The sequence below is a fragment of the Pseudomonas sp. COR18 genome, assembly GCF_048568395.1.
Taxonomy (GTDB): Bacteria; Pseudomonadota; Gammaproteobacteria; order Pseudomonadales; family Pseudomonadaceae; genus Aquipseudomonas; species Aquipseudomonas fuscovaginae_B.
In genome coordinates this window covers 925,685-939,582 of the sequence record NZ_CP183808.1, presented here as the reverse complement: position 1 = coordinate 939,582, position 13,898 = coordinate 925,685, and the positions used below count along the sequence as shown (strand labels likewise).

The following is a 13,898-nucleotide window of genomic DNA, read 5'->3' as shown; positions in this document are numbered from 1 at the left end:
GCGTGGCCCTGCAATCGCTTGTATGGATAAGTTGTGCCGTGCGTCTGGCCCAGCGGACGGTCGAGCGCCTAGACTGCTGCAGTCTTTTGTTCAGGAAGCCGCCGTGACCTCCATCTTCTGGTACGACTACGAAACCACCGGGATCAATCCGCGCAACGATCGCGCCCTGCAGGTGGCAGGCATCCGTACCGATGCCGAGCTCAACGAGATCGATGAACCGGTCAACCTCTATTGCCGGCCCAGCGAGGACATCCTGCCTCATCCGGCGGCCTGCCTGATTACCGGTATCACCCCGGGCCTGCTGGCCAGCCAGGGCCTGGACGAGGCCGATTTCATGACACGGGTGCACGCCCAACTGGCGCGGCCGGGGACCTGCGGCGCCGGCTACAACACCCTGCGTTTCGACGATGAGGTGACCCGCTACAGCCTGTATCGGAATTTCTTCGATCCTTATGCCCGCGAATGGCAGGGGGGCAACAGCCGCTGGGATCTGATCGACGTGGTGCGTACCGCCTATGCGCTGCGTCCGGAGGGGATCGTCTGGCCGCAGGAGGACGGGCGGGTGACCCTCAGGCTGGAGCGGCTGACCGCGGCCAACGGCATCGACCATGGTCATGCCCACGAGGCCCTCTCCGATGTGCGGGCGACCATCGCCCTGGCCCGGCTGATCCGGGAAAGGCAGCCGCGGCTGTATGACTGGCTGTTCCAGTTGCGCAGCAAGCAGCGTGTGCTCGATCAGATTCGCCTGTTGCAGCCCATGGTGCATATCTCCGGGCGTTTTTCCGCCGCCCGCAGCTACCTGGGTGTGGTTCTGCCGCTGGCCTGGCATCCACGCAACCGCAACGCATTGATCGTCTGTGACCTGCATGAGGATCCGCAGCCGCTGCTGGACCTCGATGCCGAGTCGTTGCGTCGACATCTTTATACCCGCCGCGAGGACATGGCCGAGGGGCAATTGCCGGTACCGCTCAAGTTGATTCATGTCAATCGCTGCCCGGTAGTGGCGCCGATGAATGTTTTGCGCGAGCCGGACCGGCAGCGCCTGCAACTGGATATGGCGCTTTATGAATCCCGGAGCCTGCGACTGAATGCCGCACAGGAAGTTTGGAGGGATAAAGTCCAGGCGATTTACGCGGCCGAGGATTTCACGCCCAGCGAGGACCCGGAGCAGCAGTTATACGACGGTTTTCTCGGTGACCGGGATCGTCGTTTATGTGAACAAGTCCGCAATTCCGGGCCCGAGCAACTGGCTCGCGATCAGTGGCCTTTCGATGATGAGCGCTTGCCTGAATTACTTTTCCGTTATCGCGCGCGCAACTTTCCCGGGAGCTTGAGTGAAGAAGAGCAACAGCGCTGGCAGAGGTTTTGCCGAGAGCGCCTGAGTGACGCCAGCCGGGGCGCGCCGAATACCCTGGGGCAATTTCGGCAGGCACTCGCCAGCAGTTTTTCCAATGCCACGGCGGAGCAGGCAAAAGTGCTCGACGAATGGCAGCATCATGCACAGTATTTGTGCGCTCGTTTTAACATCTCACTGGACTGAACAGGCCGGCAGGGGAAAACGAGTCAATAAAAAAACGCCAGCAAGCTGGCGTTTTTCTGACGGAGCGCGAGGCTCTACGACGGGTCTTTCGCTTAGCCCAGCAGAGTGGCCCAGCTTTCAACCACGTCACCACCCCACTTGGCTTTCCACTCTTTCAGAGTCTTGTGGTTGCCACCTTTGGTTTCGATGACTTCGCCGTTGTGCGGGTTCTTGTACTGCTTGACCTTGCGCGCACGCTTGGTACCGGTAGTTTTGACCGCGCCGCCACGTGGGGCTTTTTCCTTGGCGTGTGGGTCGAGGATCAGTTGGCAGTCGCGCAGCGACTTGCCGTACTTGGCCAGCAGGGCGCGCAGTTGCTCTTCGAACTCCATTTCCTTTTTCAGGGCGCCGTCTTTTTCCATCGCAGCCATCTGCGCTTGCAGTTCTTTGATAGCTTCTTCAGTGGCGCGATATTTGTTGATCAGGGACATGAGGACTACCTTATGTGATTCGTGTATGACAGGGACAGTGCTGTAATAGTAGTCAGACAATTTGCCTAAGTAAACAAGTAAGAGAATGTTTGTTGCATTTGATACTTTAAACTTTGTCGATTGCCGATGTGTGCCAGTTAGATGTTGTGCCCGGCTCCCCTGAAAATAGTCTGGCGCGTGGGAGGGCTGAACTATCGGAATTGCCACGGGGCCTGTAGCTGTATGCATCCGGTGAGGCCCGGCCGGCGTGCTCTTGCAAGGAATACTGCAGTTTTGCCGCGCAATCGCTAGAATGGCCGCCTTTGCGAAGTTCTGGAGTTTCCCCCTCATGCGCACTTTCCGGCTGGTGATCGCTTGCCCCGACCGCGTTGGCATCGTTGCCAAAGTCAGTAATTTCCTGGCGTCCTACAACGGCTGGATCACCGAAGCGAGCCATCATTCCGATAATCAGAGCGGCTGGTTCTTCATGCGTCACGAAATTCGTGCCGACAGCCTGCCGTTCGGCCTGGAGGCTTTCCGCGAGGCGTTTGCGCCGATCGCCGAAGAGTTTTCCATGACCTGGCGTATCACCGACACCGAGCAGAAGAAACGCGTGGTGCTGATGGCCAGCCGCGAGTCCCACTGCTTGGCCGACCTGCTGCACCGCTGGCACAGCGACGAGCTGGACTGCGATATCGCCTGCGTGATCTCCAACCACGACGACCTGCGCAGCATGGTCGAATGGCACGGTATCCCCTACTATCACGTGCCGGTGAATCCGCAGGACAAGGCGCCGGCGTTCGCCGAAGTCTCGCGCCTGGTCAAGCACCATGAAGCCGATGTGGTGGTGTTGGCGCGCTACATGCAGATCCTGCCGCCGCAGTTGTGCCAGGAGTATGCTCACCAGGTGATCAACATCCACCACAGCTTCCTGCCGTCGTTCGTCGGTGCCAAGCCGTACCACCAGGCCTCGATGCGTGGGGTGAAGCTGATCGGCGCGACCTGCCACTACGTGACCGAAGAACTGGACGCCGGTCCGATCATCGAGCAGGACGTGGTTCGGGTCAGCCACAGTGATAGTATCGAAGACATGGTGCGTTTCGGCCGCGATGTCGAGAAAATGGTGCTGGCCCGTGGCCTGCGTTACCACCTGGAAGACCGTGTGCTGGTGCACGGCAACAAGACCGTGGTGTTCTGATAGCCGTTTGATAGCCCGCTGGCGGGCCTGGAGGTTTGATCATGGGCGACCCACTCGACAAGGCCACCTCCAAGGCACCGCCGACCCTCGGTGAAGGCTGCCTCAGCCGTTACGACCCCGAGGCCATGAGCAGCGAGGACGGCACCGAGTTTCCCGGTGCCGCCGAACTCTGGCGGCAGATGCAGGAAGCTCCTGCAACCGACAAGCCCGCATCCTGAGCCCAGGCCTGTTCCCTTTCCGATATCCCCCCTACCGAGCCCGATGCTGAGTTCAGGATTCCAGTGCCCAGGCATGCGATGGAAGGTTGCGTGCGCCGAGCCGGATTGAGCCTAAGCTGATAAGGCCTCTGCTCCCCAGGGGACGTGCGGTTCGTGCTGTCGAGCGGTTGCGGATCGATCCCCTCGTTTTCAGTTGGGCAGGCTCAAGAATCGATTGGGGGAGATGACATGAATGATGCTTCGCAGCTTGTGTTCGGCGCCGGCCCCGATGGTCTCGCCGTCGGCCAGGCCTTGCGCCTGGGCAATCGCCACGGCCTGATCGCCGGTGCGACCGGAACCGGCAAGACCGTCACCCTGCAGCGCCTCGCGGAGGCGTTCAGCGAGGCTGGCGTTGCGGTGTTCGCAGCGGATATCAAGGGCGATCTCTGTGGTCTCGGGGCTGCGGGCAACCCCCAGGGCAAGATTGCCGAACGGATCGCCGGCATGCCCTGGCTCGACTATAAGGCTGGGGGTTACCCACTGACCTTGTGGGATATCCACGGGCAGTCCGGTCATCCGTTGCGTACAACCCTGAGCGAGATGGGGCCTTTGCTGATCGGTGCCTTGCTGGAACTGACGGACAGCCAGCAGTCGGCATTGTACGCCGCCTTCAAGGTGGCCGATCGCGAAGGCTTGCTGTTGCTGGACCTGAAGGACCTCAAGGCCCTGCTCAATCATCTCAAGGAGCACCCGCAACTGCTGGGTGAGGACGCAGCCCTGATGACCACCGGCTCCAGCCAGGCGTTGCTGCGGCGCCTGGCCACCCTGGAGCAGCAGGGCGCCGAGGCCTTGTTCGGCGAGCCGGCCTTGCAACTGGAGGATATCCTGCAGCCGGACGGCGACGGTCGTGGGCGGATTCATCTGCTCGATGCCAGCCGTCTGGTGCATGAAGCCCCCAAGGTCTATGCGACCTTCCTGTTGTGGCTGCTGGCGGAATTGTTCGAGCAGTTGCCCGAGCGTGGCGATGCCGACAAGCCGCTGCTGGCACTGTTCTTCGACGAAGCGCACCTGCTGTTCGCCGGAACCCCCAAAGCCCTGCAGGACCGCCTGGAGCAGGTTGTCCGGCTGATTCGCTCGAAGGGGGTCGGGGTATTCTTCGTCACCCAGTCGCCGGGTGATCTGCCCGACAGCATCCTGGCGCAGTTGGGTTTGCGTATCCAGCATGGCTTGCGTGCCTTCACCGCGCGGGAACAGAAGTCGTTGCGGGCCGTCGCCGAGGGCTTTCGTCCCAATCCGGCGTTCGATGCCTTGTCGGTGCTGACGGAACTGGGGATCGGCGAAGCGCTGGTGGGAACCTTGCAGGACAAGGGCACGCCGGCCATGGTCGAGCGTGTCTTGATCGCGCCGCCACAGTCGCGGATAGGCCCGTTGAACGGGGCCGAGCGAGCGGCGCTGATCGCCGGCTCGCCACTGCTCGGTCGATATGACCGGCCCATCGATCGTGAGTCGGCCTATGAAATCCTCCTGGCTCGCAACACGCCGGGGGCGGAGCCTGCGTCTCCCGTTGAAAAGCCGGCTGGCGAAGACCCGAGCCTGGCGGACAAGGCGGGCGAGTTTCTCGGGTCCGTGGCCGGGCAGGCGCTCAAGTCCGCCGTGCGCCAGGCCGCCAATCAGTTGGGGCGACAACTGGTGCGCGGCTTGATGGGCTCGCTGCTCGGCGGCAGCAAGCGGCGCTGACGACTCAGGCCTTGGGGCGGGCGTGGCTGGCCAGGCGTTCGAGGGCGGCGCGCAGTTTCGGGTCGCTGATGCCCTCGGCCGTCTCCTGGATGGTTTGCGCCGCGTTGGCGGAGAGGTCCAGGGTGTGACCGGCGGCGCCCTGCTGGACGGTCGGTGGTTGCACCTTGAACAGGATACGGATCAGCCCGCTGAACACGTCGAAGGCCTGCAACTGCCGTTGCAGACGCTTCTGCTGGTAGCGCAGGCGGGTCGCCCAGTGCCCGTCGGTGACGATCAGCAACAGGGTGCCTTCACGCCACGACGCCACGTGACAGTGCTCGCGGGCAGCCGGCTGCAACTGGGTTTCCACCAGTCGCTGCAGGTGTGCGAGGCGCTGGGCGTGGCCGAAAATCGCCTTCAGCGGCTTGGCTTCGCGAAGCAGGACGGCGGGCGCCCGGGCCGGGAGAGGGCGAAATGCCATGATTTGGACACCTTAGGTAACAGAGCCGCCATGGTAGCAGAAACCGCCTGCACAGCCGGTCCCCATTGATGCGGGCCGGCTTTGCCCCTAAAGTCTGCACCCAAGTTCCGGGCTTGATGGCTTGAAGTTCGGGAAAAAGACCCTATTTTAGAGTGGCCCCGTAAAAGCGCTGTGCCAGTATCGTGGAATAACGCCACTTTTCTCACCACCGTTTCCGGGTAGAATACTCGTTCGCATGCGGCCATGAGGGCTGCTCGGGCGACTCTTGGGGCCGCCCTCCATCCCTATGTGTGGAAGAACCTGCCGATATGTTTGCGCCTTTGTTAAAGAAACTTTTTGGAAGCAAGAACGAGCGTGAAGTCAAACGCATGCTCAAGACGGTACAGATCGTCAATGCCTTCGAAGAGCAAATGGTGGCCCTTTCGGACGAGCAGTTGCGCGCCAAGACCGGAGAGTTCAAGGCCCGCATAGCCCAAGGTGAAACCCTCGACAAGATCCTGCCGGAGGCTTTCGCCGTTGCCCGTGAGGCCGGCAAGCGTGTCATGGGCATGCGCCACTTCGACGTGCAGTTGATCGGCGGCATGACCTTGCACGAAGGCAAGATCGCGGAAATGCGTACCGGTGAGGGTAAAACCCTGGTGGCAACCCTGGGTGTTTACCTCAACGCACTGTCCGGCAAGGGCGTGCACGTGGTAACGGTGAACGACTACCTGGCTCGCCGCGACGCCAACTGGATGCGTCCACTGTATGAATTCCTCGGTCTGACGGTGGGGGTGGTCACCCCGTTCCAGCCGCCGGAAGAGAAGCGTGCCGCCTACGCCGCCGACATCACCTACGGCACCAACAACGAATTCGGTTTCGACTACCTGCGCGACAACATGGCGTTCAGCATGGAAGAGAAGTTCCAGCGCGAGCTGAACTTCGCCGTGATCGACGAAGTCGACTCCATCCTGATCGACGAAGCCCGTACCCCGCTGATCATTTCCGGCCAGGCCGAAGACAGCTCGCGGTTGTACACCGAGATCAACAAGCTGATCCCGCGACTGACCCAGCACGTCGAGGAAGTCGAGGGCGTGGTGACCCAGGAAGGTCATTTCACCATCGACGAGAAGACCCGCCAGGTCGAACTGAACGAGGCCGGTCACCAGTACATCGAGGAAATGCTCACCCAGGTCGGCCTGCTGGCCGAGGGCGAGAGCCTGTACTCGGCGCACAACCTGGGCCTGTTGACCCACGTCTATGCCGGCCTGCGTGCGCACAAGCTGTTCCACCGCAACGTCGAGTACATCGTGCAGGATGGCCAGGTGGTCCTGGTCGACGAGCACACCGGTCGTACCATGCCGGGCCGCCGCCTGTCCGAGGGCCTGCACCAGGCCATCGAAGCGAAGGAAAACCTGAACATCCAGGCCGAAAGCCAGACCCTGGCTTCGACCACCTTCCAGAACTACTTCCGTCTCTATACCAAGCTGTCCGGCATGACCGGTACCGCCGACACCGAAGCGTTCGAGTTCCATCAGATCTACGGTCTGTCGGTGATGGTGATCCCGCCGAACAAGCCGCTGGCGCGCAAGGACTACAACGACCTGGTGTTCCTGACCGCCGAAGAGAAGTACGCGGCGATCATTGCCGACATCGAGGAGTCCCTCAAGCAGGGCCGTCCGGTGCTGGTGGGTACCGCGACCATCGAGACCTCCGAGCACATGTCCAACCTGCTCAAGCAGAAGGGCATCGAGCACAAGGTCCTGAACGCCAAGTTCCACGAGAAGGAAGCGGAAATCATTGCCCAGGCCGGTCGTCCGGGCGCGCTGACCATCGCCACCAACATGGCCGGTCGTGGTACCGACATCCTGTTGGGCGGCAACTGGGAAGTCGAAGTCGCCTCCCTGGAGAGCCCGACACCGGAGCAGATCGCGCAGATCAAGGCTGATTGGCAGAAGCGCCACCAGCAGGTGCTCGAGGCGGGTGGCCTGCAGGTGATCGCTTCCGAGCGTCACGAATCGCGGCGTATCGACAACCAGTTGCGCGGTCGTGCCGGTCGCCAGGGCGACGCCGGTTCCAGCCGCTTCTACCTGTCCCTGGAAGACAGCCTGATGCGTATCTTCGCCTCCGATCGGGTGAAGAACTTCATGAAGGCCCTGGGCATGCAGCCGGGCGAGGCGATCGAGCACCGCATGGTGACCAACGCGATCGAGAAGGCCCAGCGCAAGGTCGAAGGCCGCAACTTCGATATCCGCAAGCAACTGCTCGAGTTCGACGACGTCAACAACGAACAGCGTAAAGTGATCTATCACATGCGTAACACGTTGCTGGCTGCCGACAATATCGGCGAAACCATCGCCGACTTCCGTCAGGACGTGCTCAACGCCACCGTCAGCGCCCATATTCCTCCACAGTCGCTGCCCGAGCAGTGGGATGTGGCGGGCCTGGAGTCGGCCATCGAGAGCGATTTCGGCGTGAAGCTGCCGATCCAGCAATGGCTCGACGAAGACGATCACCTGTACGAGGAAACCCTGCGCGAGAAGCTGCTCAACGAGTTGCTGGCGGCGTACAACGAGAAGGAAGATCAGGCCGGCGCCGAAGCCCTGCGCACCTTCGAGAAGCAGATCGTGCTGCGTGTGCTGGACGACCTGTGGAAAGACCACCTGTCGACCATGGACCACCTGCGTCACGGTATCCACCTGCGCGGTTATGCGCAGAAGAACCCGAAGCAGGAGTACAAGCGCGAGTCGTTCACCCTGTTCTCCGAACTGCTGGACTCGATCAAGCGCGACTCGATCCGCGTGCTCTCCCACGTTCAGGTGCGCCGCGAAGATCCGGCCGAAGAGGAAGCCCGCCTGCGTCGCGAAGCCGAGGCACTGGCCCAGCGCATGCAGTTCCAGCACGCCGAGGCGCCTGGCCTGGAAGCGTCGGAAGCCGAGCAGCAGGGTGAAGAGGTCGATGTCGCCCTGGCCACCGCACCGGTACGCAACGAACAGAAACTGGGCCGCAACGAACTGTGCTACTGCGGTTCGGGCAAGAAGTACAAACACTGTCACGGCCAGATCAACTAAGGTTTCTGCCGGACACTGAAACACCCGCGCCGCGACCGGCATCAGCCGTCGCGGCGTTTTTCCATTTGAAACACTGTCCGTTGTGGCGACAGTGCATATCACCTTGAGAGGAGCGCATTCATGGCTGTTGGTCTTGGTCCTTTGCCAACGTTGCACCCGGTCGCCGGTTTTGAACTCGGTATCGCCTCGGCCGGAATCAAGCGCCCCGGGCGCAAGGACGTGGTCGTGATGCGTTGTGCCGAAGGTTCCACGGTGGCTGGCGTGTTCACCCTCAATGCCTTCTGCGCGGCGCCGGTGATCCTGGCCAAGCAGCGCGTGCAGGGCACGGTACGTTACCTGCTGACCAACACCGGCAACGCCAATGCTGGCACCGGTGAGCCCGGCCTGGCCGCTGCCGCGCGCACCTGTGCCAAGCTGGCCGAACTGGCGGGTGTCGATGCCGAGGCCGTGCTGCCGTACTCCACCGGGGTGATTGGCGAGCCGCTGCCGGTCGAGAAGATCGAGGGTGCCTTGCAGGCGGCCCTGGACGACCTGTCCGTGGACAACTGGGCCGCTGCCGCCACCGGCATCATGACCACCGATACTCTGCCCAAGGGCGCCAGCCGCCAGTTCCAGTATGACGGCGTGACCGTCACCGTGACCGGCATCAGCAAGGGCGCCGGGATGATTCGCCCGAACATGGCGACCATGCTCGGCTACATCGCCACCGATGCCAAGGTTTCCCGCGAAGTCCTGCAGAACCTGATGCTCGACGGCGCCAACAAGTCGTTCAACCGCATCACCATCGATGGCGACACCTCGACCAACGACTGCTGCATGCTCATCGCCACCGGTCAGGCCAACCTGCCGGAAATCACCGAAGCCAGCGGCCCGCTGTTCGCCGCGCTGAAACAGGCGGTGTTCGAAGTCTGCATGGAAGTGGCCCAGGCCATCGTTCGCGATGGTGAAGGTGCAACCAAGTTCGTCACTGTCGAAGTCAACGGTGGCGGCACCCACCAGGAATGCCTGGATGTCGGTTACACCGTGGCTCACTCGCCACTGATCAAGACCGCGCTGTTCGCTTCCGACCCGAACTGGGGTCGTATCCTGGCGGCGGTAGGGCGTGCCGGCGTACCGAACCTGGACGTGAGCAAGATCGACGTGTTCCTGGGCGAAGTGTGCATTGCCAGCCGTGGCGCCCGTGCCGCGACCTACACCGAGGAGCAGGGGGCGGCGGTTATGTCCCGTGAAGAAATCACCATCCGCATCGAGTTGGGCCGCGGTGACTGCAGCGAAACCATCTGGACCACCGATCTGTCCCACGAATACGTGAAGATCAACGCGGAATACCGTACGTAAGTACCCGCGTCCCTGTGGGAGTCATCGCGAATGGCTCCCACGGCTTGCCGGACGAGGCTGTTCAGCTTCGGTGGATGGCAGATTTATAGGAGCTTTCAGCGTGAAACGCGTACATGTGGCTGCGGCCGTTATTCGAGGCAACGATGGGCGGATCCTGATCGCCCGGCGTGCCGACTCCCAGCACCAGGGTGGCCTGTGGGAATTCCCCGGCGGCAAGGTCGAGGAGGGCGAGGCGGTCCAGGTGGCACTGGCCCGCGAGCTGCAGGAAGAACTGGGCATCGTGGTGACCGAAGCCCGCCCGCTGATCAAGGTGCAGCACGATTATCCGGATAAGCAGGTGTTGCTGGATGTCTGGGAGGTTTCGGCCTTCACCGGCGAGCCTCACGGTGCCGAGGGCCAGCCACTGGCCTGGGTGACGGCGCGGGAATTGCCGAACTACGAGTTCCCGGCGGCCAACCAGCCGATCGTCGCCGCTGCCCGTTTGCCGGGCGAATACCTGATCACCCCGGATGGCCTGGAGACTGCGCAACTGTTGCAGGGCATCCAGAAGGCGATTGCCGGCGGCATCAGGCTGGTCCAGTTGCGTGCACCGAATGGTTTCGATCCCAAGTACCGCGATCTGGCGGTCGATGCGGTCGGGCTGTGTGCCGGCAAGGCGCAACTGATGCTCAAGGGGCCGTTCGAATGGCTGGGGGATTTCCCTTCGGCCGGTTGGCATATCACCTCCGCACAACTGCGCAAGTACGCGGCTGCCGGACGTCCGCTGCCCAGGGAGCGCTGGCTGGCGGCGTCCTGCCATGATGCCGAGGAGTTGGCATTGGCCGAGCAGATGGGCGTGGATTTCGTTACCTTGTCGCCGGTGCAGCCAACTCGGACCCACCCGGATGCGCAACCTCTGGGTTGGGAGCGGGTCGGACAACTGATCGCCGGTTTCAACAGGCCGGTTTATCTGCTGGGTGGGGTTGGCCCTGGTGATTTGTCGCGTGCCTGGGAAAGCGGTGCCCAGGGTGTGGCCGGCATTCGGGCGTTCTGGCCGGAATGATGGCCTGAAGACACAAGCCGGATTTATCCGCGGATGGCCCTCAGGCCATGCTCCAGCAGCACCGGCGCATTCGCGGATAAATCCGGCTTCCACCGTTATCCCGCTTTCACAGGAAGATCGGGAGGGGATTGTCAGTGGGAAACCGGCTTCTTGGCCGCTTCCCACAGGACCTCGGCAATCTTCTCGCGTCGGGCAATCAGCCTGGCGGTGACGAAAAACAGATCCGACAGTCGATTGATGTAGGCCATGCCCACGCCGCCCAGTGGTTCCAGGGCATTGAGCTCCTGGCAGCGGCGTTCGGCACTGCGTGCCAGGCTGCGGCAGACGTGGGCCTGGGCAATCAGCATCGACCCGCCTGGCAGGATGAAATTCTCCAGGGGGCCGAGTTCTTCGTTCCAGCGGTCGATAACGGCTTCCAACCGTTCGATTTCGCTCTTGTCCAGCGCCTGGTACTCCGGCATGGCCAACTCGCCGCCGAGGTCGAACAGCCGATGCTGGCAAGGCGCAAGCACCTCGATCACTTCCTCCAGTTCCGGGTGGATCACCACCAGTTCCGCCAGCCCCGCCAGGAGCAGCCCAAGCTGGCTGTTGAGGCTGTCGACCTCGCCGATGGCCTCGATCCGTGGATGGTTCTTGGGCACGCGACGACCGTCGCCCAGCCCGGTTTCGCCGGTGTCACCGGTCCTTGTGTAAATCTTCGACAGGCGAAAACCCATGGTTACAACTCCGTTTTATTGAGTTCGGGAAGCAGGGCCTGGTTGCTGGCCAGCGGCAGGCGCAGGGTGAAGCAGGTGCCCTGGCCGGGAGTCGACTGCACTTCCATCTGGCCCTTGTGGTTGTTGGTGATGATGAAATAGGAAACCGACAGCCCGAGGCCGGTGCCCTGGCCGATCTCCTTGGTGGTGAAGAACGGTTCGAAGGTGCGCTTGCGGATGCTTTCGGGCATGCCGATGCCATTGTCTTCGACCTGGATTTCCGCCCAGGGCGGATTCAGCCGGGTGCGCAGGGTGATGCGCCCCGGTTCGCGGTCGTCGTCACGCTGGTGGATGGCCTGGGCGGCATTCTTCAGCAGGTTCAGCAGCACCTGCTCCAGTTCGTTGGCGGTACCGGGCACCGGCCCGAGCAGCGGATCGAACTGGCGGATGATGGCCTGGCCCTTGAAGTCGAAGCCGATGGCCAGGTCGAAATCGTTACCGGCAATCTCCACCGCCTGGTCGATCAGCGCCGGCAGGTCGCAAGGCGCCATTTCCCGCTTGCTGCGCCGGCTGAAGCTGAGCATGTGGGTGACGATCTTCGCCGCCCGTGCCCCGGCCTGCTGGATGCCGTCGAGCAACTGCGGCACTTCGCGGCTGGTGAGGTACTGGTTGACGGTGCCCAGGTCGATACCGGCCTGTTCGGCGTATTCGAGGTTTTTCGGCAAATCCGAGGACAGGCGCCGACGGATGTTCTGCACGTTGTGCAGGATCGCTCCCAGCGGGTTGTTGATCTCGTGGGCCATGCCGGCGGCCAGCCCACCGACCGAGAGCATTTTCTCCGACTGCACCATCATCTCTTCCAGGGACAGGCGCTGGGTGATGTCGTCGATCCGGATCACCACGCCGCGGCCGGCACCCCCCATCAGCGGGTAGAAGGTCAGCGCATAGTGGCGGGCTTCGTCGTCCTTGATCCAGGTGACCCGCTCGATCTTCGCCACGGTGTGCTGCTCGACGGTGTCCTTGAGTTGCGGGAGGAAGGGCTTGAGCGGTTCGAAGGCGAGGAAGATCGGCTGGTTCAGCGCTTCGTCCAGGCGGGTCCCGGAAAGCGCGCTGGCCTCCTGGTTCCACTGGGTGACGTACAGCTGTTCGTCGAGGGCGATCAGCGCCGAGGGCATGGAGTCGATGATGCTGTTGAGGTAGTTCTGAAAGCCCGTGAGTTTCTTCTCGATCTTGCTGCGGACCTGGACTTCGAGTTCGAGCTTGCGGTTGGTATGGCGGGTTTCTTCGGCCAGCCCCTGGGCCTGGTCGTAGGCCGCCTGGGACTCGTCGCGGGCGCGCTTGAGCTGCTGCTCGCGGGCTTCGATGCGCGAGAGCATGGTGTTGAAGGCTTCGGCCAGGCTGCCGATCTCGTCGTGGTTGCCCCGTGATGCGCGCAGCGAATAGTTTTCCTCACGGGTGACCTGGCGCGACAGCTCCTCCAGTTCATGGATGGGGCGGGTGATCAGTCGCTTGATCTGCCGGGCGATGATCAGCCACAGCAGCACGCTGAAGATCAGGATGCCGAGGCTGGCGGTCAGGGTCCCGGTGTAGAAGGCCACCGGCAGTTCGCTGCTGGCCACCAGCAGCAGGTGCCCGGGCGCTTGCCCGGGACGGGGCATGTCGATGACCTGGTTGCTGCGAAACTCGGTCAGGCGCCAGGCCTCGACGTGCCGATAGCGTTCCGGCAATTTCAGGCGGTCGCTGTGTTGCAGCTGGGCCAGCCGCTCGCCCTTGCCGTCATAGATGGCGGCGGCCCGCAGGGGTGAATAGGTGTTGAGTTCCTTGAGCAGGGCTTCGGCGTTGTCCGGGGATTCCAGGGCCCGGCTGGCGAGGCTCGGGTTCGATACCAGCCGGCCAATGGTCTGCAGCGCCTGGGGGGCCATGCTTTCCTGGGAGATCCAGTAGGCGGCGCTGATGAAGGTCAGGTTGGCGACCAGCAGTACGGTGATCAGCAGTACCAGCAGCGCGGCGAGGAGTTTCTGACCGACCGGGAGGTTTTCTAGGCGCTGGCGCAGGGGCATCACGGGTCCTGTCTGGCAAGGGTAAGGAAGCGGCGGGCCTTGATCGGGCCTGACCGTCACTGAGTGTATCAAACCGTCGATTTTTGCCGCGGCTTTTGCAAAGGCGCGGATTGAACGCTTCGCAGCGATATG

At 62.5% G+C, this 13,898-nt stretch carries 11 protein-coding genes; 7 read left to right on the top strand and 4 right to left on the bottom strand.

What is annotated here, in order from left to right:
* Nucleotides 1–103: 103 nt before the first annotated feature.
* Nucleotides 104–1,540: an exodeoxyribonuclease I gene (gene sbcB, locus ACM62G_RS04390; protein WP_419736740.1), complete on the top strand. Its 1,437-nt coding sequence runs from the start codon at nucleotides 104–106 to the stop codon at nucleotides 1,538–1,540.
* 92 nt (nucleotides 1,541–1,632) lie between these two features.
* Here the strand turns inward: sbcB and mvaT are convergent, their stop codons facing one another.
* Nucleotides 1,633–2,010 (bottom strand): histone-like nucleoid-structuring protein MvaT, encoded by a 378-nt coding sequence (gene mvaT, locus ACM62G_RS04385; protein ID WP_054061133.1) that lies wholly within the window; start codon nucleotides 2,008–2,010, stop codon nucleotides 1,633–1,635.
* Nucleotides 2,011–2,338: 328 nt separating this feature from the next.
* Between mvaT and purU the strand changes: the two genes are divergently transcribed.
* The 3 genes from purU (at nucleotide 2,339) to ACM62G_RS04370 (ending at nucleotide 5,121) form a co-directional block, all read left to right on the top strand.
* On the top strand, nucleotides 2,339–3,187 hold the full coding sequence (gene purU / locus ACM62G_RS04380) for a formyltetrahydrofolate deformylase (protein ID WP_054061143.1): 849 nt from the start codon (nucleotides 2,339–2,341) through the stop codon (nucleotides 3,185–3,187).
* A gap of 41 nt (nucleotides 3,188–3,228) precedes the next feature.
* Entirely contained in the window at nucleotides 3,229–3,405 is a 177-nt protein-coding gene (locus ACM62G_RS04375) for a hypothetical protein (protein ID WP_192842815.1), read from the top strand.
* 228 nt (nucleotides 3,406–3,633) lie between these two features.
* A complete protein-coding gene (locus tag ACM62G_RS04370) occupies nucleotides 3,634–5,121 on the top strand; it encodes a helicase HerA-like domain-containing protein (RefSeq protein ID WP_273819269.1) in 1,488 nt (495 codons plus the stop codon).
* A gap of 4 nt (nucleotides 5,122–5,125) precedes the next feature.
* On the opposite strand, the gene ACM62G_RS04365 is transcribed toward ACM62G_RS04370, so the two are convergent.
* A complete protein-coding gene (locus tag ACM62G_RS04365) occupies nucleotides 5,126–5,581 on the bottom strand; it encodes a DUF721 domain-containing protein (RefSeq protein WP_054061135.1) in 456 nt (151 codons plus the stop codon).
* Between the two features lie 308 nt (nucleotides 5,582–5,889).
* On the opposite strand from ACM62G_RS04365, the gene secA reads away from it, so the two are divergent.
* The 3 genes from secA (at nucleotide 5,890) to ACM62G_RS04350 (ending at nucleotide 11,011) form a co-directional block, all read left to right on the top strand.
* Nucleotides 5,890–8,631 (top strand): preprotein translocase subunit SecA, encoded by a 2,742-nt coding sequence (gene secA / locus ACM62G_RS04360; protein ID WP_419736739.1) that lies wholly within the window; start codon nucleotides 5,890–5,892, stop codon nucleotides 8,629–8,631.
* A gap of 120 nt (nucleotides 8,632–8,751) precedes the next feature.
* The gene (gene argJ, locus ACM62G_RS04355; protein ID WP_419736738.1) at nucleotides 8,752–9,969 is read left to right on the top strand and encodes a bifunctional glutamate N-acetyltransferase/amino-acid acetyltransferase ArgJ; all 1,218 of its coding nucleotides are present in this window, start codon (nucleotides 8,752–8,754) and stop codon (nucleotides 9,967–9,969) included.
* A gap of 100 nt (nucleotides 9,970–10,069) precedes the next feature.
* Nucleotides 10,070–11,011: a Nudix family hydrolase gene (locus tag ACM62G_RS04350; RefSeq protein ID WP_419736737.1), complete on the top strand. Its 942-nt coding sequence runs from the start codon at nucleotides 10,070–10,072 to the stop codon at nucleotides 11,009–11,011.
* Nucleotides 11,012–11,142: 131 nt separating this feature from the next.
* On the opposite strand, the gene ACM62G_RS04345 is transcribed toward ACM62G_RS04350, so the two are convergent.
* On the bottom strand, nucleotides 11,143–11,727 hold the full coding sequence (locus ACM62G_RS04345; protein ID WP_054061139.1) for a cob(I)yrinic acid a,c-diamide adenosyltransferase: 585 nt from the start codon (nucleotides 11,725–11,727) through the stop codon (nucleotides 11,143–11,145).
* 2 nt (nucleotides 11,728–11,729) lie between these two features.
* Nucleotides 11,730–13,766: a sensor histidine kinase gene (locus tag ACM62G_RS04340; RefSeq protein WP_054063999.1), complete on the bottom strand. Its 2,037-nt coding sequence runs from the start codon at nucleotides 13,764–13,766 to the stop codon at nucleotides 11,730–11,732.
* Nucleotides 13,767–13,898 lie beyond the last annotated feature (132 nt).

Coding starts and splice junctions, on each gene's coding strand:
- ACM62G_RS04375 (WP_192842815.1), top strand. CDS start 3,229: ATGGGCGACCCACTCGACAAGGCCACCTCCAAGGCACCGCCGACCCTC.
- argJ (WP_419736738.1), top strand. CDS start 8,752: ATGGCTGTTGGTCTTGGTCCTTTGCCAACGTTGCACCCGGTCGCCGGT.
- ACM62G_RS04345 (WP_054061139.1), bottom strand. CDS start 11,727: ATGGGTTTTCGCCTGTCGAAGATTTACACAAGGACCGGTGACACCGGC.
- secA (WP_419736739.1), top strand. CDS start 5,890: ATGTTTGCGCCTTTGTTAAAGAAACTTTTTGGAAGCAAGAACGAGCGT.
- ACM62G_RS04370 (WP_273819269.1), top strand. CDS start 3,634: ATGAATGATGCTTCGCAGCTTGTGTTCGGCGCCGGCCCCGATGGTCTC.
- purU (WP_054061143.1), top strand. CDS start 2,339: ATGCGCACTTTCCGGCTGGTGATCGCTTGCCCCGACCGCGTTGGCATC.
- ACM62G_RS04365 (WP_054061135.1), bottom strand. CDS start 5,581: ATGGCATTTCGCCCTCTCCCGGCCCGGGCGCCCGCCGTCCTGCTTCGC.
- ACM62G_RS04340 (WP_054063999.1), bottom strand. CDS start 13,766: ATGCCCCTGCGCCAGCGCCTAGAAAACCTCCCGGTCGGTCAGAAACTC.
- mvaT (WP_054061133.1), bottom strand. CDS start 2,010: ATGTCCCTGATCAACAAATATCGCGCCACTGAAGAAGCTATCAAAGAA.